This window comes from Methanothrix harundinacea 6Ac (genome assembly GCF_000235565.1).
GTDB classification, from domain to species: Archaea; Halobacteriota; Methanosarcinia; order Methanotrichales; family Methanotrichaceae; genus Methanocrinis; species Methanocrinis harundinaceus.
The window spans coordinates 1,233,773-1,252,183 of the sequence record NC_017527.1 but is presented as its reverse complement, the minus strand read 5'-3'; the positions used below and the strand labels follow the sequence as shown (position 1 = coordinate 1,252,183).

Sequence of the window (18,411 nt, the reverse complement as noted above, 5' to 3'; positions counted from 1 at the left end):
AGCTAATCGGGGGGAGGATTGAATCCCCCCATCCTCCCCCTCCCCTCAGAAGGTCCCTCCCGGTTGAGCCGTTCCAGGTACTTTTCGTACAGATGGATGCTGGCGGGGACGGGGAAGGGGATCTTCAGGGTGCTGATGATCGCCTCCCCCTTCTCCAGGGTCTGGATCTCGACGTCCAGGGACGATAGATCCTGCTTCGCCGACTCCTCGAGGCGCGTCCTGTCGTTTCGGTCGGCGAGGCCGAGGATGACGAAGGTGTTGAACTGGGAGAGGAGCTGCTTATCGATCAGCTTCGGCTGCTGGGTTATGGCGCAGAGGCCGACCCCGAACTTCCGCCCTTCCCGGGCGATCGACTCGAACCTGGCGAGGCTCCCCTCGCCGCCGCCGAGGACCCGCTGCGCCTCCTCGATCGTTATGAGGCAGCTCTTCCCCCTCGCCCCCTCGGCGCTCTCGATCCTGTACCGTTCTAAGATCGCCCGGGAGAGGATCGAGAGGAGGAAGAGCTCGCTCCTCTCCCCCAGGTTCGGAATGTCCACCAGGACGACCTTTCCCGCGAGGAGGCTATTGATGATCCCGGGGATGCTGGAGGTGAAGTCCGATATGTAGCGGTTCTTGTCCAGGATCGTCTTGATCGTCCTCCCGATCCTTCCGACGGTCTTCTCGTGGAACCCCTCGGCGATCATCTTCGCCGCCCCTTCGGGGGTGAGGAACTCCTCGATCCACCCCTCCTCGAAGAAGACCCGGGATATCGCCTCCAGCGCCTCCCTCTGGGCGGAGGTCCAGGCGTAGAGGACCTCTATATCCTGGGGGAGGATCTCGCTCTTCTTCACCGTCAGCTCCGAGACGGCCGGATCCTTTTTGTGCCGAGGATCGGTGGAGTAGCAGACGATCCCATCCCGGTACCGGGCGAGGTGGAGGAGCCCCTTGGTCCCCTCGTTGCCCAGGATATACTCGCCGTGGGGGTCGACGATGAGGAGGCCGAACTTCGACTCCTTCGAGGAGGCCTTCTTCATGCACGATGCGGCGAAGACCTTCATGAAGTTCGATTTGCCCATGCCCGTCGTCGCAAAGACCCCCATGTGGTGGTCCATGGCGAAGCTTGCGAGGGCGACGGGGATCCCCTCGACGATCTCGCTCCCGTTTCGGAGGAGCCCCACCTCGACGTCCGCCTCCTCGTCGGCGAGGAACTTCAGCTCCTCCCTCCCGGCCTTCGCCGCCGGGGAGAACTTGGCGGGGATCGTCCTCGCCTTCCGGAACCGCTCCCCGCCCTCATCCCTTACGACGCAGCCGAGGGGCTCTGCCACCACCCGGCAGAAGATCTGGTCGGAGTCGTAGAAGCCGTCGCCCCGGATGACGGTGTCCCAGTTTCCGTCGTAGTTGGAGTCGTGGAGGATGTCGGTGATCCTGGCGAGGAAGGTGATCTCCGCCTCCCTCCTCCCGTCCCGGATCGAGAAGATCTCCCCCAGCTCCACCACCTCCTCGCTCGGGACGATGAAGTGGTACTCCCGAACGTCTTTTGATATGATCCTGAAGTAGGGGTTAGAGCTTTCGTCCCTGGCTATGGTCTGGGGCTTCTGACCGATTCTGGCGAGACCCTCCGGGGGGGCGCTCTCCTGCCCCGGGGTTTCCTTCCACCTTTCATCATATAAATCTGCCATTTCTGCCATTCTATCTCCTCTTGATCGAATCGAGGATCTCGTGATAGTCCAGGGCGCCCCGGACCTCTCCATCAGAAAATCCCAGCCCCCGGAGCTCCTCGAAGAGGGATAGCCGGGTGAAGTTTCGCTCCTGGATCGGGATCTTCATCTCCTGATGGGCCCTGAAGAGGGCGTGGGGGTAGCCGGGGCTCTCGGAGGAGCGGGAGTAGAAGGCGATCCGCCCGAGGATCTCATCTATCGACCCCGCCGTCCGGCCGGGGGCGTCGACCCGGAAGGCGTGGGTCGATCCGGGGTGGAGGCGGGCGGCGAAGGTCTCTCCGCCCCAGGGCTCCTCCCTCATCGCCCTCCTGCCGCTGAGCCGGACGAGCCAGGGGCTGCCGGGGACGGCGGCGCAACCGACGCGATCGACGCTCCTGAGGAGGGGCCTGGCGATCCCCCGCCCCCAGGAGAGCTGGCTGGACTTGCTGATGGCCAGGAGGTCCACCCCCCTCTCCCCGGCCCGTTCGAATATCCTGTCGAAGACCTCCCGGTGGTAGGGCTCCCTCCAGAGGGAGAAGCCCCCGTCGTAGAGGACGACGTCGCCGGCCTCCGCCTCCAGGACCGCCTCGAAGAGGGCGACGTGCTCCTGGAGGTCCCGATAGAAGGTCGCCATCCGGTCGAGCTCTTCCTTGGACTGTAGCTCGAAGGGTTCCTCAATGTCGAAGATGCCCTTTCTATACCGGTTGAAGTGCTGGCTGTAGTTCTCCCGATCGGCGACGAAGAGGTCGTCACAGGTGATGGCGGTCTTCTCCCACTCGGTGCCGCGGTAGACGACGTAGCCGGCCCTGATCCTGTTCAGGCTGACGGCTCCAAGGTCGAAGACGACGACGTTGGACCCGTCGATGGCGAAGATCCGGCCGTCGAACTCCTGGGGGACGATCTCGCGAAAGTCGTCGCCGCGGATCCCCGTCTCCGCCTCGAACTCGTCGGGGTCGACGGGGGCGAGGTACTCCCCCAATGCCCGGGCGGCCCCGGCGAGCTTCTCCTTCTCGATCATCTCGGAAAGGAGTTGAAAGTCGATGTATATACCGATTTTGAGAGTGGAGGGGAAGTAATCGCCGGGATCTTGGCGGAGGTTCCCATCCTGCCAGCTGCGGCGCCTCCCACCCCACAAGCCTAAAAAGCTCGTAAGCCAAAATGGATGGTGGAGAGGTAGATTACTATGGCAGAGAAGAACCTTATCGCCTGGAGCGTCGACGCCGGGGACTACCCCGCGTCGGGAAAGATCGACGAGAAGCTGGAGTTCCTCCTCCGGTACGCGGTCTTGGCCCCCTCGGGGCCGAACAACCAGCCCTGGAGGCTCGCCGTAGACGGAAACGAGGTGACGGTGATGGCCGACCTCGGCCGGACCCTTCCCGACGTGGAGCCGACGAACAGGACCACCTACATGAGCCTGGGGTGCCTCCTCACAAACCTGCTTTTGGCCGCTGAGCACTTCGATCTAGGCTACCAGGTCGAGCGCTTCCCCGACGGGATCGACGCCGAGACGATCGCCGTCGTGAAGTTCGAGGAGGATGGAGGAGCATCGCCGCAGTATCCGCCTGACCTCTTCCCCGAGATCACAGAAAGGCACACCAACCGCGGCGCCTACGACGACCGGCCTATAGAGGCCGATAAGATCGAGGCGATGAAAGAGGCCGTCGGAGATGGGGGCTTCCGCCTCGACGTCCTCACCGACCCCGCGGAGAGGGCGGCGATGGCCGAGGTCCTGGGGGAGTCCCACAGGATCCAGCTCGGGAACAAGGCCTTCCGAAAGGACCTGGCCCGGTGGATCAGGAGAAACGACGAGGACGCCTGGGACGGCCTTCCTGGCTACGCCTTCGGCTACTCGGACTTCGAGTCCTACTTCGGCAAGTTCATCTTCGGGACCTTCGACACCTCGACGTCCAGGGCCCGAAAGGAGATGGCCCTCATGAGGGCCTCCCCGGCCGTCGGGATCCTTTCCACCGACGCCGAGGAGAGGGGGACCTGGGTCGAGGCGGGGATGAGGTTTGAGCGGCTCTTCCTGACGGCGACGAAATTGGGGGTCAGGTTCGACCTCTTCAGCCAGCCGGTGGCGATCGCCGAGCTCCGGGAGAGGATGGCCGGGATCCTCGGCGTCGATTACCCCCAGATCCTCATCAGGATGGGGTACGCCCCACCGGCGAAGCACACCCCCAGGAGGACGGCGGAGATGGTCCTCGCCGGGAGGTGACCTGCCCGGATTGGATCTGGAAGGGGCGATACAGCCTCTCGTTGGAAGAGGCATCCCTCCCAGGGGGAGCCGGAGCCTCGGGGCGGGGAGGGCGAGGGGGTATATCATAAGGCGGCGACGAGCCCCTCGATCCATCCATCTTCCGCCTTGAGGAAACGCCCGTTAATGCCGAGGCGGAGCTGCTCCATCTCCGCCATGCTGGAGGTGGAGACGACCCTTCCTCCGAGCTCTTTGAAGAGGGCCGAGAGCTCTCCCCGGGTGTAGCAGGTGATCCTTCCCGCCCCCGCCTCCTCTCGGATCAGTGAGAAGATCCGCCGGGGGATCTCCCTCCTCTCCCACCTCACCTCGGGGCAGGGGACGAGGTACTCGAGGATGAGCCGGTTCCTCCCCCCGGACCGAAGCCCTGAGACGATCCCCGCCAGATCCTCCTCCGAAAGGTAGTAGCTGATCCCCTCCATGACGAAGATCGCCGGAGCGTCCGGGTTGAAACCCCCCTCGGCGAGCCTCTCGGCGAGATCGGATCCGGCGACGTCCGCCTCCAGGCACCTCAGCATCCCCGCCCCCGGCGGGAGGAGGCGGCTGTAGAGGCGGGCCTTCTCCTCCATCCCCGCGAGGTCCACCTCGAAGACCCCGGAGATCCTGGATCCTTCCTCGACGAGGAGCTCGAGGGCCAGCGGCGACTTTCCGGAGGCGAGGATGACGATCTGGACCGGCCCCTCCCGCCCGGCGATGAGCCCTTTCGCGGTCCTCTTTATGAAATGCTTTCTGTTGAGGATCACCTCGCCGTACCAGTCGCAGATGTCATTACATCTTCGGAGGAGCCCCTCGCCGGAGGAGAGATCCAGCATCTTCAAAAAATCCCGAACCTGCGCCCCCGCCCCGGCGTAGAGGGGGAGGGACCAGAGGGTCACCAGGCTGGCGGTGGGGTGGAGCTTCAGCATGGCCGGGGTCTCGATCCTATCGTCTCTGGACATATAGCCCAACCTTCCTCATGGAGGTCGGGGCTTCCCCGACCCCGCGCCCTCGAGATCCCGAGCCCACCGCCATACGAGGCCATCTTCCGGATCGATCACCTCGCCGATGAGGCTCATCCCGGCCTTTTCCAGGATCCTCGTCGATCCGCTCCTCTCAGGGAGGGTGTGGGCCAGGATCCTCCCGACCTTCCTGGACGACTCTGCCATCTCGATCAGCCGGAGGGCCATCGCCGTCCCGTACCCCTTCCCCTCAAAGGGGGGGAAGGTGAAGTAGGCGATCTCGACGGAGCCTTCTTCCGCCGGCCTCGCCTTGAAGGCGCATGTGCCGACGACCTTCGCCGTGAGGGGATCGATGGCTAGGTAGCCTCCCCACGGCCGATCCCTCGGGTCTGCCTCGACCATCCCACGAGTCTGGGAGATCACCACCCCTGCCACCTCGGAGCTCTCGCCCAAGCTCACCCTGAAACGGGCCTCAAACTCCCCGGCCCCCCTTTCCATGGCCGCAGCCATCTGATGGTCAATTTCGAGGAGCTTCACCTGAACCCCCCTTCCTCCATTCATAGCCCGCCCCTCCAGATCCCGCCGAAGGCCTCCGTCGTCCATGTCATCTCTCTCCACCTCCCCGGCCAAAAAACCTCCCCCGCCGAGCTCCGTCGATCTAGCTTTCGGCCCAACCTCCGGAAGGCCGGTAAGATCGGCATCTTCGGATAAGGTTATTATCAGAGGCGGTTCATAAACAGGGGTGGAGGAGAAATGTACCTGAGCATAAGGCGCTACAAGACCGACGAGGAGAAGGTCGGCGAGGTGATGAGGCTTGTGGAAGACAGGTTCCTGCCGAGGGTCCGGGAGATCCCCGGCTTCATCAAGTACTACGGCGTAGACTGCGGGGACGGCCTCGTAGCCTTCATAAACTTCTTCGAGCACCAGGGCGGAGCCGAGCGGTCGAACGAGATCGCCTCGGAGTGGGTGAAGGAGAACCTCTCCAACTACTTCCCCCTCCCCGCGGACATCACCGCCGGAAGGGTGATGGTGAGGGGCGAGAGGGAGGGCTGAAATGGCCCGCCCAAGAACGGCCGAGGGAGGAGGAACAGCCGCCAGGGGCTGACCCGGCGGGCGAGAGAGAGGCGCGAGGCTTTGTGGAGGCGGTGGATATGGAGAAGATCAGGACCCGGCCCTTCGGCGGGAGCGGCCGCAATGTCACCCCAGTCGGCCTCGGCGGCGAGGGGATCCTCCGGACCTATGGAGAGGAGGCGGGGGCGGCGGCGGTGATCGAAGAGGCTGCAATCCAGGGGATCGCTTACTTCGACACCGCCCCCGCCTACTCGGGGAGCGAGGGCTACTACGGCACCTTCTGGCGGTCCCATCCCAATCTCCGGGGCGAAATCTTTCAGACGAGCAAGTCGGCGTCCCGAACCGCCATGGGCGCCAGGGCCGACCTGGACAGGACCCTGAAGACCCTCGGCCTCGATGCCATCGACCTCTGGCAGATCCACGACGTCAGGACCCGCCAGGACCTCCGGGAGATCGAGGGGCCGGGCGGAGCCCTCGAGGCCTTCGCCGAGGCGAAGGAGGTCGGAAGGACGGAGCTAATAGGCGTCACCGGCCACCACGACCCCTCCGTCGTGACATACGCCGTCGAAAACTGGCCCGTCGACGCCGTCCTCATCCCGGTGAACCCCCTGGAGGGGGTTCTAGGCGGGTTCCTCGACGGGACGATCGGGGCGGCGAAGGAGCGGGGGATCGCCGTCATCGGGATGAAGGTCCTGGGGGGCTCCCACTACATAAACCCCCGGGCCGGGATCGGCCCCGACCTCCTCCTCCGGTACGCTTTAACTCAGGAGGTATCCCTCATCATCGTCGGCTGCTCGACCCCCGAGGAGGTCCGGCTCCTCGCCCGGATGGGGCGGGAGCTGGAGCCTTTGTCCGGAGAAGAGGAGGAGAAGCTGCTCGCCCTCTTCCGACCGTATGCGAGGAGGCTTGCGTTCTATCGGGGAGGGGGGCCAGGCTGAAATGAAGCTTGGGTCAAAGCGATTGCAAAATGGAGAAGTCCTGAGGGAAAAAGAAGGTGCTATGGCGGTTTTTCCGAATATTCGACCGCCTGAAACCGCCTCCTTTTTCCATTAAACCGCGGGCAGATCTCTCAGTTCAATAGTCTCTGTAAATCCTTGCGTCATACCCCAAATGCTGAAGGGCGTACCAGGCGATGGAGGCCTCCCGGAAGTTATCGGAATAGACGACTATGGGGCTATCCCCTTCGAGATCGACGAATATCTCGGCGAGGGCTGAATCATCCTTGATCCAGTCGCCTTCGATCAAGGTGTTGAAGTCGATGTTCACCGCTCCATCGATGTGGTCTATTTCGAACTGATCTGAAGTTCTAGCGTCGACGACCACAAACTCCCCTGCGGCGATGGAATCGTAATCTGCGAGAAGTTCAGGGGCAGGATCGGCCAAGTAGATCGCGACAGGCTTCGTCGTCATAGTCGATGCCGTGGATAGGCCAGTCGCCGGTCCCTGGAGGATTCGGACGTTCTGATGGCCCAGGTACTTCATCATCCATAAGACGAAGGTCGAATCGCCGCAGGAGAAGCAGTCCCCGTATATCACCACCCCATCCTCCTCGGTGATCCCGGCGTCTCCCAGAGCCCCGGCCATTCTAGAGACGGATTTCAGGATCTCGTTTCCAGAATCGTCTTTCTGGAAGAACCTGTCTGAGGAGAGATTTATCGAATCCTCGATGTACGAGGATCCCTGAGGGGGGCTGATGCTGACGTAGGCGACGAGGGTTTTCGTCTCGCTTTCGAGCATCTCCACCAGCTCCTCTGCAGTTATGAATGTGGAGTCGATATATTCATCCTCATCCGAGGCCGTTTTAGGCTCTTCGGCCGCCGTCTCGTTATTCGTGTCAGCTGCAGATGAGTTGCTCGATTTCTGACTTGTTGAAGTATCGAGCCATGATTGGCCGCTCCAGGCACCGGGATTGAAGGTGTCGCTGGGGCATTTGGCGACTGTCCCGCTTGTAAAAGCGATAATTATTATCAGCAACGCTCCACTCTTCGCGAGTTTACTTCGCATTCATCATACACTCCTTGAAGGTGTCCTGCTTTTGAAATACAAGGCCAAGTTCACGAGGCAATATGAACCGGAACCTCCCCCCAGAGGACCGGTCGCTCTCGCAAAGGCCTTGCCGGATTATGGCTCCTATGTATCAGTAAGGCCGGGTCATCTCATGCAGACATGGTTCCCTCTGCTCTCTCAATGGACAGCTTTCCAAAGAGACGAGCTATCTGGGCCACCCTTCAATGGGTCGATCTCATTCGATATATAAGATTATCGACCCTGATATCGACCATCTCGGCCTTCTTCTGTATCCCGGATTGGAATACTTTTTAGACCAGTCCTCGGTCTTGAGCTGATCAGAGCGAAAGTTACTTCTCCATTAATAATTATATGCTGGCGGTGAAAAAAATTTTGGAGGAACGAGGATGCAGTTTAAAAAGTTGTACGTGATCGTCCTGGTAGCGGTCGGTTTTATGAGCCTGTTCTTCGTCACAGCAGACGATGATCACAACTCAGACCAGTCAGAGCCCGGCGAAGTGGTGACCTACAACAACGGCTCTCGATATGAAGAGAACGGCTGGATATACTTGCACATTGAGGGCGAGCCTTACGACAGGGGATTTCAGCATGGATACCTGATGGCCCAGGAGATAGGGGAGATCAAGAGGAGCCTGGAATATCTGACCTACTGGAATACCGGAAAGGAATGGCAATTCTTCGTGGAGGCCGCTGAGCGGCTCTTCGTCCTCGATCAGGATATGGAAGAGAATGATACGTATCAGGAGTTTTTGGATGAGATGAAAGGGATCGCAGACGGGGCACAGGCTGCCGACGTGAACATATCCTGGCAGGAGATTCTCGCCTGGAACGGCTACGAAGAGCTCGTCGACTATTGGTGGCCTAACGAGAAATCGGGCAAATACGCCGATGGGGAGAAGGACGATAAAGATCACTGCAGCGCATTCATCGCAACCGGAAACGCCACCATAGACGGCAGGATCGTGATGGCTCACAACTCTTGGAACGAATTCGAGTTCGGCCAGTTCTCCAACTTGATCTTGGACATTGAGCCGTCGGAAGGACATAGGATGTTTATGCAGTCAGCTCCCGGCTACATCGACAGCTTTGCCGACTTCTTCGTAACGGACGCCGGGCTGATGGGAACTGAGACCACCATCGGAGGCTTCAGCCTCTACGACCCCGATGAAGTTTCCGAGTTCTTCCGGATCCGCAGAGCCATGCAGTACTCTGAAGGTCTGGACCAGTTCGTGGATATAATGAAGAAGAACAATAACGGTGGCTACGCCAACACCTGGCTATTGGGGGACATCAACACCGGAGAGATCATGCGTTACGAGCTGGGCCTCGAGTTCTACAACGTCACCAGGACCAGGGACGGAAGCTTCATCGGCTTCAACGCTCCCCTGGACCCCAGGATTCGAAACCTCGAATGCTCCAACACCGGCTACGCCGACATCAGAAGGCACCAGGGAGCACGTCAGGTGAGGCTGGCTCAGCTGATGGACGAGCATTACGGCAAGATAGACGTTGAGGTGGCGAAGGCCATATTGGCCGACCATTACGACGTTTACCTCAACAGGGACAATCCCTGCTCTCGCACAGTAGACGGTCACTACGAGCTGGACGCCAGGGAGTACATCTCCCAGCCGGGGCGACCTTTGCCCTTCCAGCCCCGGGGAACCGTGGATGGAAAGGTGATGGACAGCAGCATGGCCAAGGATCTTTCCTTCTGGGCCAGATGGGGAAACTCCGCCGGGATGCCGTTCAACGCCACCGAGTTCCTGACCGAGCACATTCAGTGGAGCCATCTGAACGGCTATCTGAAAGATAGGCCCGGCCAGCCCTGGACGTTATTTGGGGCTGCTCAGGACTGATCTAGCAAGTTTCAAAGGAGCCTTAAAGGTTCCACTTCCATTTTTTGGGCAGATATTTCATCGCATAAGCCGCAGAAGGGCGGTCGGTGTACCGCCTCAACGGCCTTCAGCCCAGCAGGGAATCTTCAACGGTTCGGATAATATATTAAACTGTTCTCAAATTTAAACGAAGAAGATGGCGCAGAAAGGGTTTTGGACGCCTGAATCAGAGTTCAGGCGGTCATCTTGGACTTGGCTATGTACTTGATCATGTCGGGAGAGAGTCTGGTGGTCATCGTGACCTGAGCTACGGCATCGTCGATGCTCTCGCCGCTGGATATCAGGTCGCCGATCCGCTCGATAGCGCCCTCGTCGACCATGTAGTACTCGTCGATGTCCTTTCTGTGTCCCCAGACATCTCCTTCGAGCAGGTCGATCCCCTGCATCTGGAGGAATAGCCTGATGGCCTTGGAGAGGGTCTTGTTGTAGGATGGAGGTACCTGGATCGCCCTCAGCCTGGGACACGCCTTGATGAGGTCCAAAAGATCGACGTTGGAAGGTCTGAAGGCTATGTGGACCATCCTCTCGTTGGGGCTCAAATCGGCTATCTCACTTCTTTGACTCACTACTCTGATCTTCATGCGATTTCACCTTTACAATTGCCGAGATGTGGACTGGATATTAATAGACATTTGTAGTATATGCTAATGTACACGAGGATTCCTAAAAACCTAGCATGTCTATGGAAAACATTATATACTAATATATACATGAATAGTGTATGAGTTCTTTTACTGCCTGGGGCCTTCGAGAAGCTTACAAGAACGTAGAGAAGCTGGGCGATAGGCTTTCAAAGATAACGAACTTGATCGAGTGGGAACCATTTCGACCAATTCTTGAAGAGATGTATCATAATAAAACCGAACGAGGCGGAAGGCCGAACTTTGATGTTATCCTGATGCTCAAGGTGCTTTTGCTCCAGCAGTGGTACGGGTTGAGCGACCTCGAGACTGAAAAGCAGATTTCGGATCGAATATCTTTTATGAAATTCTTAGGATTTCCTGATTCTATACCCGATTCCAGGACGATATGGCTTTTTCGCGAGCGGATGGCCCAGACGGGAAAGGATGAGTCCGTTTGGGAAGAGCTCCAGAGACAGCTCGATTTTAAAGGGCTTCAGGTAAAAAGAGGAACCATTCAGGATGCAACGTTTATAGAGGCCGACCCAGGAGGTTCAAAGAAACCAAGAAGAGAGACCGCTAGGACTCGTCGGAGCAGGGATGGAACTTGGGCTAAGAAGGGTGAGGAACTCCATTTTGGTTATAAACTTCATTCTAAAGTCGATATCGATTACGGCCTGATAAGGAGCATCGAATCGACAACTGCTTCGGTGCACGATAGTCGGGTTGATCTATCGGTTGAAGGAGAGGTGGTCCTCAGGGACAAAGGATATTTCGGTGTGAAGGCTAAGGGAAACGACTTCACAATGAAACGTGCAGCAGCGGGTCATCCTCTAAGCGATCTCGATAAGCTGCGAAACCGCTTGATTAGCAAACTGAGATTTCCGGGCGAACGTCAGTTTGCTGTTATTAAAAGAGTGTTCCGAAGCGCGCATGTAATGGTAACGACGATCCCGAGAGTTCACGTTAAAATGGTATTCACTGCCTTTGCTTTCGACTTATACCAGCTATGTACACTTAAAAATGCTGAAATCGTCTCAAAATAGCGGTAGCTATCGACGAAAAACGAGGAAAAGGATCGAGAATCGATTAAGAGCGGAGAACGAGCTAAAATAAGAGACGGATCCGAGATAATTAAAGAATGGGCAATGGTAAATAGGAATACTCGAGCATAAATTATTATAAAATCAAAAATTATAATAATATATCGATGAAATATGCTGGTCACCTTTGGGAGACGTTAAATAAAGATCTAGATGGCGGCCATCATTTCTCGTATCTTCAAGTAAAACAAGTTCTTGAAAGACGAGACGAATTACTGAAAGAATTAACTAAACTAAGGGATTCAAAATGGCTTAATTCAACATAAGGATGGTGGAAATCCTGGCGTCGAAAATCAGCCATATTAGAAGAGACTAAAAAGACATAAACAAATTTTATAAATCCTGATATGATTGAGTACTTTAAAAAGCCCCTCTAATCCGTCACCTCAATTTAAAGAGCATTTAAAGAGAGGCAACCCGCCAGGGGTTGATCAAAATCCTCGATTGATTTTTACTACTTTCGCTTAGCCAGCGTCAGATCCCCGTGGGGCATGACGATCGTCCTCGCATCCCGCCCCTGCCTCTCCCGGGCCATCGCCAGAGCCTCTTCGAGGCTGTTCGCGTGCCGGAAGAAGACCATCTCCGCGAGCTTTGGCCTCAGGGAGGAGACGAGGATCAGGTCCATCTCCAGGGAGTCCCTCGCGATGAGGGCGGCCTTGTGGCCGCCGAACTCGTACTCCCGGCCGAACCTTTCGACGCAGTCCTCGGCGCACTTTGCCTCCATCGCCCACCGCTCGAAGACGGGGTGGCCGAGGCCTTCAGCGCACTCGGCGACGAGGATGAGGGAGCCTCCGGGGAGGACCGCCTCCCTCGCGTTCTCCATCGCCTTCTGGGCCTGGAAGAGGTTTATGTCCTTGGGACGGCCGCCGGCGCAGGCGACGACGATCTCGGCGGGGCGGACGGCCCTCTGGTACATCTCGTCGACGACTTTGGCCCCCGCGCGGTGGGCTTTTACGAAGTCGCCGCCGACGGCCCGGACGATCTCCTTCTTGCTGTTGAGGACGACGTTGAGGATCAGGTCGAGGCCTCCAATTTTTGCCGCCTCCTCCATGTCGAGGCGGACGGGGTTGTCGAGGCGGCCGGACTTCGCCCGGGGGTCGGCCATCATGGCGTGGTTCTTGTTGATCGACCTCTCGGAGCTGACGCCGGGGAGGAGGGCCTTCGCTCCGCCGCTGTAGCCGGCATAGTAGTGGTACTCGATATTTCCCGTCCCGATCTTGATGTCGGATGCCGCCACCTCCTCCAGGATCTCGACCGGGGTACCCCGGCTCGTCTCGCCAAGGTGGATGCATCGGTCCTTGTCGTGCTGGATGGAGGGGAGGCTGGCGGAGCTGCCCAGGAGCCTGTCCATCTCCTCGACGGTCATCCTCCGATGGGTCCCCAGGCCGAAGACGACGACGATCTCGGATATGCCGAGGGCCTCAAGCCTCCGCACCAGGGGAGGCAGGATCTTTGAGGTCGGAGCGGGCCTCGTTATGTCGCTCGCCATGATGGCGGCCCTCCTGGAGCCGGCCAGATCCTCCAGGCCGGGTCCGATCGGCACGTTGAGGGCCCTCTCGATCTCTCCCGTCTCATCGGGGGCTCCGGGCCGCTCCTCCGGGAGGACGACCTCAAAACCCTCGGCACCGTCCACCGGGAGGCGGATCCGGCCGGAGCCGTACCCGAGGTCCATTCAGGCCCTCCAGACCTTGGCCCGGGTATGAACGTCGGAGAAGGCCTCGAATATGGGCCTCGCGGTGGTATAGGTGAAGAAGTCGGCCCCGACGGCATGGCAGGCCTCCCGGATCCGGGCTTCGTGGGCCGCCATCCTCGCCGCGTACTCCTCTCTCACCTTGGGCGTCACCCTGGTCATCACCGCCTCCTTCGACTCCATATCGACGAACCGGAGGTCCCCCTCGAAGTCGAGGGCCGCCTCCGCCGGGTCGAGAACCTGGATCAGGATCAGGTCGTGGGCCGAGAGCTTGTAGATCCCGGCGACGAGGCTCTCGATCTCTTCGAGGAGGTCGGAGACCACCACCACCAGGCTCGTCGACCTGATGGTGAGGTCGAACTGCTCCGCCATCCTCCGAAAGTCCGTCCCCCCTGAGGGCGCGGTCCTGTCCAGGTCCTCCATGGCAGAAAAGAGGTTCCTCCGCCCACCTTTCGTCTCGCCAGGCTCCAGCATCTCCCCGAACTTGGAGATGGAGAACTTCTCGTTCTCTTTTATAGCCAGGTAGGCGAACCCCACCGCCAGCTTCGATGCGAAGGCGAACTTCTCGCCGAAGGCCATGCTGCTGCTCGCGTCCAGGAGGATGTGGACGGCGAGGCTCCTCTCCTCCTCGTGCTCCCGGACGTAGAGCTTCTCAGTCCTGGCGTAGACCTTCCAGTCGACGAACTTGAAGTCGTCCCCCTTCCGATACTCCCGGTAGCCGACGGGGCTGATCCCCCGGCCGACCTTCACCGACCTCCGGGCCCCGGTGTAGGCGGTCGACACCCTCTTTCGGACGAGGAGGGTGAACCGGTCCAGCTCAGCGAGAAACTCCGTATCCATCGGCGGCCCTCAGATCGCCTTCATGATCTCCGAGATCACCTGGTCGGTCGTGACTCCCCTCCTCTCGGAGTCGAAGGTGAGGATGATCCTGTGCCGGAAGATGGGGCGGGCCATCACCTCCAGGTCGGCCCGATCGACGTAGTCCCTCCCGGAGAGGAGGGCCCGGGCCTTGGAGGCGAGGATGAGGCCGATGGAGGCCCGAGGGCTTGCGCCGTACTCGACCCCCTCCCAGCTCCGGGAGGAGACGACGGCCTTTATCGCCGCCCTCTTCAGGTCGTCGGAGATGGGGACGTCCCTTACAAGCTGCTGGAGGGATAGAAGCTCCCTGCGGGTGATCACCCTCTCCACCTTCGGCTCGGCGTGGCCGGTGTACCTCTCCATGATCTGGTACTCCTCCTCCGGGCTCGGGTAGTCGATGAATACCTTCAGGAGGAACCGGTCGAGCTGGGCCTCGGGGAGCGGGAACGTCCCCTCCATCTCGATGGGGTTTTGGGTAGCGAGGACGAAGAAGGGCTCCTCAAGCCGGTATGTGTTCTTTCCCACGGTCACCTGCTTCTCCTGCATCGCCTCCAGCATGGCGCTCTGGGTCCTGGGGGAGGCCCGGTTGATCTCGTCGGCGAGGACGATGTTGGCGAAGATCGGCCCCTCCTCGAACCTGAAGTGCTTGCTCCCCTCCACCTCCTCGATCAGGGTGGTGCCGGTGATGTCTGCGGGCATCAGGTCCGGGGTGCACTGGATCCTGCTGAAGTGGAGGCCGGTGGTGCTGGCTATCGTCTTGACGAGGAGGGTCTTTCCTAGGCCGGGGTTGCTCTCCAGGAGGATGTGCCCCCCGGCCAGGATACCCACCAGAATCTGCTCCACCACCGCCTTCTGGCCCACCACCACTTTGCCGATCTCTTCTCTGATCGTCTCGAAGATGGCTGGCGCGTCCTTATAGATGTTGATCAGATCGTCTCTCATCTCTCCGCCCTCGGTGAGGTATAAAGATCCTTTTTTGTATATTTTCATTTATTATTTCTCGTTTCCCCCTATGCACCTCACGAGATCGTCGCCAGGTTCTCGAAGTACCTCTTGATGATCTCCCGGTGCTGGGGCGGGAGGCTCTCGATGTACTGGTCCGTCGGCACCGCCACCCCCTCCCCGGGCTCCGAGATGGTGAAGAACCGGTCTACGGGGTCGGTCTCCCTAGACCGGAAGCCCGCGGTCGAGCCGGGATACAAGACCAGCTCCAGGTTCACCTCCTCCAGGACGGCGAGGGACGGTTTACCGTAGATCTCCCCCGAGATCCCCGCGCTGGACCCGGCCTCCTCCGGCAGCACCTCATCGGCGAAGAGGGCCATCGCCCTATCCCGGAGGTCGGAGAGGGAGGAGAAGGGCTGGGGCGGCGCACCGTCTCCCGGGCTATGAGCGAAGACGGCCGCTGAAGCGAGGAGGAGGAGGAGGGCCCCGGCCTTCGCCTGGAAGGCGGGGACGCTCCTCGTCCCGAGGTAGAGGCGGCGGCTGTTCATCAGGTCCGCGGCCCCGACGGTGGAGAGGCACCTCTTGACATCCTCGGCCAGGCTTTGCATCACCACCGAGTCGGAGCCCCGGTTGTCGTAGGCCGCCTTCGTCTTCTCCGAGATCGCCTCGTCGAGGTGGGAGAAGAGGTCGTACCTCGACCTCCGGTCGATGACCTTTCCCCCCAGAAGCCCCAGGATTAGGGAGACGAAGGCGGGGGCGGCGGCGAGGATGGAGCCCTGCCAGTAGAACCCGAAGAAGGTGGGTATCCCCAGGTACAGGGCGACGATGTAGATCAGGGTGGCGATCATTCCGGAGTTGAGGAGGTAGAGCCCCCCCTCAAGCCGCCTGTAGGCCGCAGATAGCCGTCTCAGATCCTCCAGAAACTCGTACGATCCGTCCACGGAGATCCCTTCAGAGCCCTTAGTAATAAGTAGTTTCCTCAGGGGGATCGCCTTAGGAGCCGGAGGTATGCATAACGATATGCTCCCTTTCGGGGAGGGGAGAAGGTGTAGACCCAGCTAGTCCTTAGGAGCGGACCCTCCAGGACCCTCCAGAGCCGGAAGTCCCGGGTGGTGATCTCGTAGATCTTGCAGTCCCTGGAGGCCGGTGATTGACGCCGGTCGAATTAGGTTTATAGCCTTTGAAGAACAAGACCTATCCGTGAACCTTCGGCCTGATGGCCGGAGGAAGAGCTCCAGAAAGGTGGGGGATAAATTGACGATCGACTCAGGGCGCGGATCCAGCCGGAAGCGACTCCCGCTGGATATCTGAGAGAGATGAGAGGGATTTCTGGGATGGCGAGGCTGAGCTGGCAGCTCCTGACCCTGATCCTCCTAGCCCAGCTGGTAGTGCCTGCGGCGATGGGCGCCGCCTCCACCATCGCCGGGGACGGGGCTCGGGTCGGAGGCACCGACGTCAACGGCAGCTCGGCGGTGAAGGCCCCGGGAGAGGCTGTGGCAGCCGGGATATGGATCGCTCCCGATGGCGACTGGGAGAAGGTCACCGAGGATATGAAGGAGACCCTCCAGTCCCTCGCTGGCCCCTCCCGGGTTCTGAGGATCATGGTCCAGGAGGAGGAGGATCTGATCGAACAAGGGTACATCGGAACCTCCGATGGGGTCCTGGTCCTCTGGCCCGACGTCACCGAGACCCTCCAGCTGATCGCCCCCTTCGATTTCCGGGAACGTCCCTGGTACCTGGAGGCGGCGAGGGCCGGGGATACGATCTGGACGAAGCCCTACCAGAGCCAGACCACGGGGGATATCTCCATCACCTGCGCCACCCCCATATCGGCGGAGGGGAACCTGAGCGGGGTGGTGGGGATGGACGTATCCCTGGCGGAGATGGACCTCGACCTCGCGAACTTCTCCTCTGGTTACCCCTTCCTTCTGGACGGCCAGGGGGCGGTGGTGATGAAGCCGCCTACCCCGGAGGGGTTCCTCTGGGACGAGATCCTGGAGCCAGGAAGCCTCCTCGACTCGAAGAACCCGGAGCTGGCAGAGCTGGCGGAGGCGATGGTCCGGGGAGAGGAGGGGACAGCCTTCGTCCGGCTGGATAAGGGGAGCGCTAGGATCGTCTACGCCCCCCTCCCCTCCGTCGGCTGGAGCCTGGGGGTCGCCTCCGGAGACCAGGAGCTAGCGGCAGCCAAGGCCTCCGCTTACGATCAGCTCTTCCGCTGCATATCGGGGCATACGGAGATCCTGGCCCTGGAGACCGGCGAGGCCCTCCGAGGGGAGAGCTTCGGGATGGGGATCTCCCTGCGGGAAGGGGGTCCCGGCCCATCCAGGCCGATGGCCCTAGGAGCAGCCGCCATCTCCCTCCTGCTGGGGGCGATCATAGGATGGTGGGCGGGGCGGAGGGCCTCGGATCCGGTCTTGGAGGCCGTGGCGAGGGGGCTTGAGGAGGTCGGGAGGGGGGACCTGGAGGCGAGGATCGCGGGGGACGGATCAAGGGGGGCTAGGAGGCTTGCGGAGGCCTTCGATGAGATGGCCCTCGGCCTCAAAGATCGGATAGCGGAGTCGGAGGAGAGGTCCCTCGCGGCGGGAAGGTCTGAGAAGGCGGGGGAGGTGATCGCCGAGGTCCAGAGGTTGCTCATCCCGGAGAGGGTTCCCCAGATCGAGGGGTTCGAGGTGGCGATCCTGGCCCTGGCCGAAGGTAGGGAGTGCTGCCACTTCTACGACGGCTTCGAGATGGAGGGAGGGAAGGCGATGGTAGTTCTGGCCGAGGTCTCGGGGAAGGGGCTCTCCGCTGCCATGGCGGCGGCCGTCACCAGAAGCCACATCAGGGCGGCTGCCCGGAGGCTTGGAGATCCGGCGAAGGCCCTCAGAGAGACGAACCAGAACCTGGTCGGGAACGTCAGAAACGGGATGGTGGTATCCTGCTTCTGCGGGATCCTCGACCTATCCAGCCACGCCCTGAGCTACGCCAACGCCGGCCACGTCCCCCCCTTCATCGTCAGCTCCGACGGCTTCGTCGACACCCTCGTCGGCGGCGCGATAGCCATGGGAGCCCTCGACCACATCGACCTGGAGATGGAGGGTTGGATGATAGACCCCGGGGACGTCCTCGTCATCTACAACGACGGCCTCATCGAGGTGGAGGACGGGGACGGGGAGAGGTTCGGGACCGAGAGCCTGATAACCCTGGTGAAGGAGAACCGGGAGAAGCCGGCTCAGCAGATAGCAAAGGACCTGGAGAGGAGGATCGAGGATCACATGGGTGGCGTCAGAGGGAGGCCCGATGCCGTCGCCGTGATAGTTAAGAGGTCCGGATGAGCCGCCCCGGACTCCTGGATCGATC

Annotated in this window: 16 protein-coding genes; 6 read left to right on the top strand and 10 right to left on the bottom strand. The window is 60.3% G+C overall.

Going from position 1 to position 18,411, the window contains the following annotated elements; genetic code table 11:
- Window positions 1-2 precede the first annotated feature (2 nt).
- Window positions 3-1,667, bottom strand: a complete 1,665-nt coding sequence (locus MHAR_RS05920; protein WP_014586706.1) for an ATP-binding protein — start codon at window positions 1,665-1,667, stop codon at window positions 3-5.
- A 1-nt stretch (window position 1,668) separates the two neighbouring features.
- Window positions 1,669-2,694, bottom strand: coding sequence for a DNA double-strand break repair nuclease NurA (locus MHAR_RS05915; RefSeq protein WP_143763306.1), 1,026 nt, complete (start codon window positions 2,692-2,694; stop codon window positions 1,669-1,671).
- A gap of 165 nt (window positions 2,695-2,859) precedes the next feature.
- Here MHAR_RS05915 and MHAR_RS05910 point away from each other — a divergent pair, with 165 nt between their 5' ends.
- Window positions 2,860-3,891 carry an Acg family FMN-binding oxidoreductase gene (locus tag MHAR_RS05910; RefSeq protein WP_014586704.1) on the top strand — a complete coding sequence of 344 codons (1,032 nt, stop codon included), beginning with the start codon at window positions 2,860-2,862 and terminating at the stop codon, window positions 3,889-3,891.
- Between the two features lie 104 nt (window positions 3,892-3,995).
- Here MHAR_RS05910 and MHAR_RS05905 read toward each other — a convergent pair whose 3' ends face one another.
- Both MHAR_RS05905 and MHAR_RS05900 read right to left on the bottom strand, forming a co-directional pair.
- Complete coding sequence (locus MHAR_RS05905; protein ID WP_014586703.1) at window positions 3,996-4,865, bottom strand: class I SAM-dependent methyltransferase; 870 nt, start codon at window positions 4,863-4,865, stop codon at window positions 3,996-3,998.
- 15 nt (window positions 4,866-4,880) lie between these two features.
- On the bottom strand, window positions 4,881-5,495 hold the full coding sequence (locus MHAR_RS05900; RefSeq protein ID WP_014586702.1) for a GNAT family N-acetyltransferase: 615 nt from the start codon (window positions 5,493-5,495) through the stop codon (window positions 4,881-4,883).
- A 123-nt stretch (window positions 5,496-5,618) separates the two neighbouring features.
- Here MHAR_RS05900 and MHAR_RS05895 point away from each other — a divergent pair, with 123 nt between their 5' ends.
- Together MHAR_RS05895 and MHAR_RS05890 are read left to right on the top strand one after the other, a co-directional pair.
- Window positions 5,619-5,918 carry a hypothetical protein gene (locus MHAR_RS05895; protein ID WP_014586701.1) on the top strand — a complete coding sequence of 100 codons (300 nt, stop codon included), beginning with the start codon at window positions 5,619-5,621 and terminating at the stop codon, window positions 5,916-5,918.
- A 98-nt stretch (window positions 5,919-6,016) separates the two neighbouring features.
- Window positions 6,017-6,874 (top strand): aldo/keto reductase, encoded by an 858-nt coding sequence (locus MHAR_RS05890; RefSeq protein WP_048144864.1) that lies wholly within the window; start codon window positions 6,017-6,019, stop codon window positions 6,872-6,874.
- Between the two features lie 136 nt (window positions 6,875-7,010).
- Here MHAR_RS05890 and MHAR_RS05885 read toward each other — a convergent pair whose 3' ends face one another.
- A complete protein-coding gene (locus MHAR_RS05885) occupies window positions 7,011-7,940 on the bottom strand; it encodes a sulfurtransferase (protein ID WP_081472285.1) in 930 nt (309 codons plus the stop codon).
- A gap of 410 nt (window positions 7,941-8,350) precedes the next feature.
- Between MHAR_RS05885 and MHAR_RS05880 the strand changes: the two genes are divergently transcribed.
- Window positions 8,351-9,820 (top strand): C45 family autoproteolytic acyltransferase/hydolase, encoded by a 1,470-nt coding sequence (locus MHAR_RS05880; protein ID WP_014586698.1) that lies wholly within the window; start codon window positions 8,351-8,353, stop codon window positions 9,818-9,820.
- Window positions 9,821-10,032: 212 nt separating this feature from the next.
- On the opposite strand, the gene MHAR_RS05875 is transcribed toward MHAR_RS05880, so the two are convergent.
- Window positions 10,033-10,440: a DUF1699 family protein gene (locus MHAR_RS05875; protein WP_014586697.1), complete on the bottom strand. Its 408-nt coding sequence runs from the start codon at window positions 10,438-10,440 to the stop codon at window positions 10,033-10,035.
- A gap of 140 nt (window positions 10,441-10,580) precedes the next feature.
- On the opposite strand from MHAR_RS05875, the gene MHAR_RS05870 reads away from it, so the two are divergent.
- Window positions 10,581-11,525: an IS5 family transposase gene (locus tag MHAR_RS05870; RefSeq protein ID WP_014586696.1), complete on the top strand. Its 945-nt coding sequence runs from the start codon at window positions 10,581-10,583 to the stop codon at window positions 11,523-11,525.
- Between the two features lie 511 nt (window positions 11,526-12,036).
- Here the strand turns inward: MHAR_RS05870 and larA are convergent.
- From larA to MHAR_RS05850, 4 genes are all read right to left on the bottom strand, one after another.
- Window positions 12,037-13,254, bottom strand: coding sequence for a nickel-dependent lactate racemase (gene larA, locus MHAR_RS05865; protein WP_014586695.1), 1,218 nt, complete (start codon window positions 13,252-13,254; stop codon window positions 12,037-12,039).
- Window positions 13,255-14,112: a DUF58 domain-containing protein gene (locus MHAR_RS05860; RefSeq protein ID WP_014586694.1), complete on the bottom strand. Its 858-nt coding sequence runs from the start codon at window positions 14,110-14,112 to the stop codon at window positions 13,255-13,257.
- Between the two features lie 9 nt (window positions 14,113-14,121).
- Entirely contained in the window at window positions 14,122-15,072 is a 951-nt protein-coding gene (locus tag MHAR_RS05855) for an AAA family ATPase (protein ID WP_048144863.1), read from the bottom strand.
- Between the two features lie 77 nt (window positions 15,073-15,149).
- Window positions 15,150-16,013 carry a hypothetical protein gene (locus MHAR_RS05850; RefSeq protein ID WP_014586692.1) on the bottom strand — a complete coding sequence of 288 codons (864 nt, stop codon included), beginning with the start codon at window positions 16,011-16,013 and terminating at the stop codon, window positions 15,150-15,152.
- 375 nt (window positions 16,014-16,388) lie between these two features.
- Between MHAR_RS05850 and MHAR_RS05845 the strand changes: the two genes are divergently transcribed.
- On the top strand, window positions 16,389-18,386 hold the full coding sequence (locus MHAR_RS05845; RefSeq protein WP_014586691.1) for a SpoIIE family protein phosphatase: 1,998 nt from the start codon (window positions 16,389-16,391) through the stop codon (window positions 18,384-18,386).
- The last annotated feature ends 25 nt before the right edge of the window (window positions 18,387-18,411 follow it).

Excerpts from the sequence above, each read along its gene's own strand:
- MHAR_RS05915 (WP_143763306.1), bottom strand. The coding sequence starts at position 2,694 with ATGATCGAGAAGGAGAAGCTCGCCGGGGCCGCCCGGGCATTGGGGGAG.
- MHAR_RS05880 (WP_014586698.1), top strand. The coding sequence starts at position 8,351 with ATGCAGTTTAAAAAGTTGTACGTGATCGTCCTGGTAGCGGTCGGTTTT.
- MHAR_RS05910 (WP_014586704.1), top strand. The coding sequence starts at position 2,860 with ATGGCAGAGAAGAACCTTATCGCCTGGAGCGTCGACGCCGGGGACTAC.
- MHAR_RS05860 (WP_014586694.1), bottom strand. The coding sequence starts at position 14,112 with ATGGATACGGAGTTTCTCGCTGAGCTGGACCGGTTCACCCTCCTCGTC.
- larA (WP_014586695.1), bottom strand. The coding sequence starts at position 13,254 with ATGGACCTCGGGTACGGCTCCGGCCGGATCCGCCTCCCGGTGGACGGT.
- MHAR_RS05870 (WP_014586696.1), top strand. The coding sequence starts at position 10,581 with ATGAGTTCTTTTACTGCCTGGGGCCTTCGAGAAGCTTACAAGAACGTA.
- MHAR_RS05855 (WP_048144863.1), bottom strand. The coding sequence starts at position 15,072 with ATGAGAGACGATCTGATCAACATCTATAAGGACGCGCCAGCCATCTTC.
- MHAR_RS05885 (WP_081472285.1), bottom strand. The coding sequence starts at position 7,940 with ATGCGAAGTAAACTCGCGAAGAGTGGAGCGTTGCTGATAATAATTATC.
- MHAR_RS05905 (WP_014586703.1), bottom strand. The coding sequence starts at position 4,865 with ATGTCCAGAGACGATAGGATCGAGACCCCGGCCATGCTGAAGCTCCAC.
- MHAR_RS05890 (WP_048144864.1), top strand. The coding sequence starts at position 6,017 with ATGGAGAAGATCAGGACCCGGCCCTTCGGCGGGAGCGGCCGCAATGTC.
- MHAR_RS05920 (WP_014586706.1), bottom strand. The coding sequence starts at position 1,667 with ATGGCAGAAATGGCAGATTTATATGATGAAAGGTGGAAGGAAACCCCG.
- MHAR_RS05895 (WP_014586701.1), top strand. The coding sequence starts at position 5,619 with ATGTACCTGAGCATAAGGCGCTACAAGACCGACGAGGAGAAGGTCGGC.
- MHAR_RS05875 (WP_014586697.1), bottom strand. The coding sequence starts at position 10,440 with ATGAAGATCAGAGTAGTGAGTCAAAGAAGTGAGATAGCCGATTTGAGC.
- MHAR_RS05845 (WP_014586691.1), top strand. The coding sequence starts at position 16,389 with ATGAGAGGGATTTCTGGGATGGCGAGGCTGAGCTGGCAGCTCCTGACC.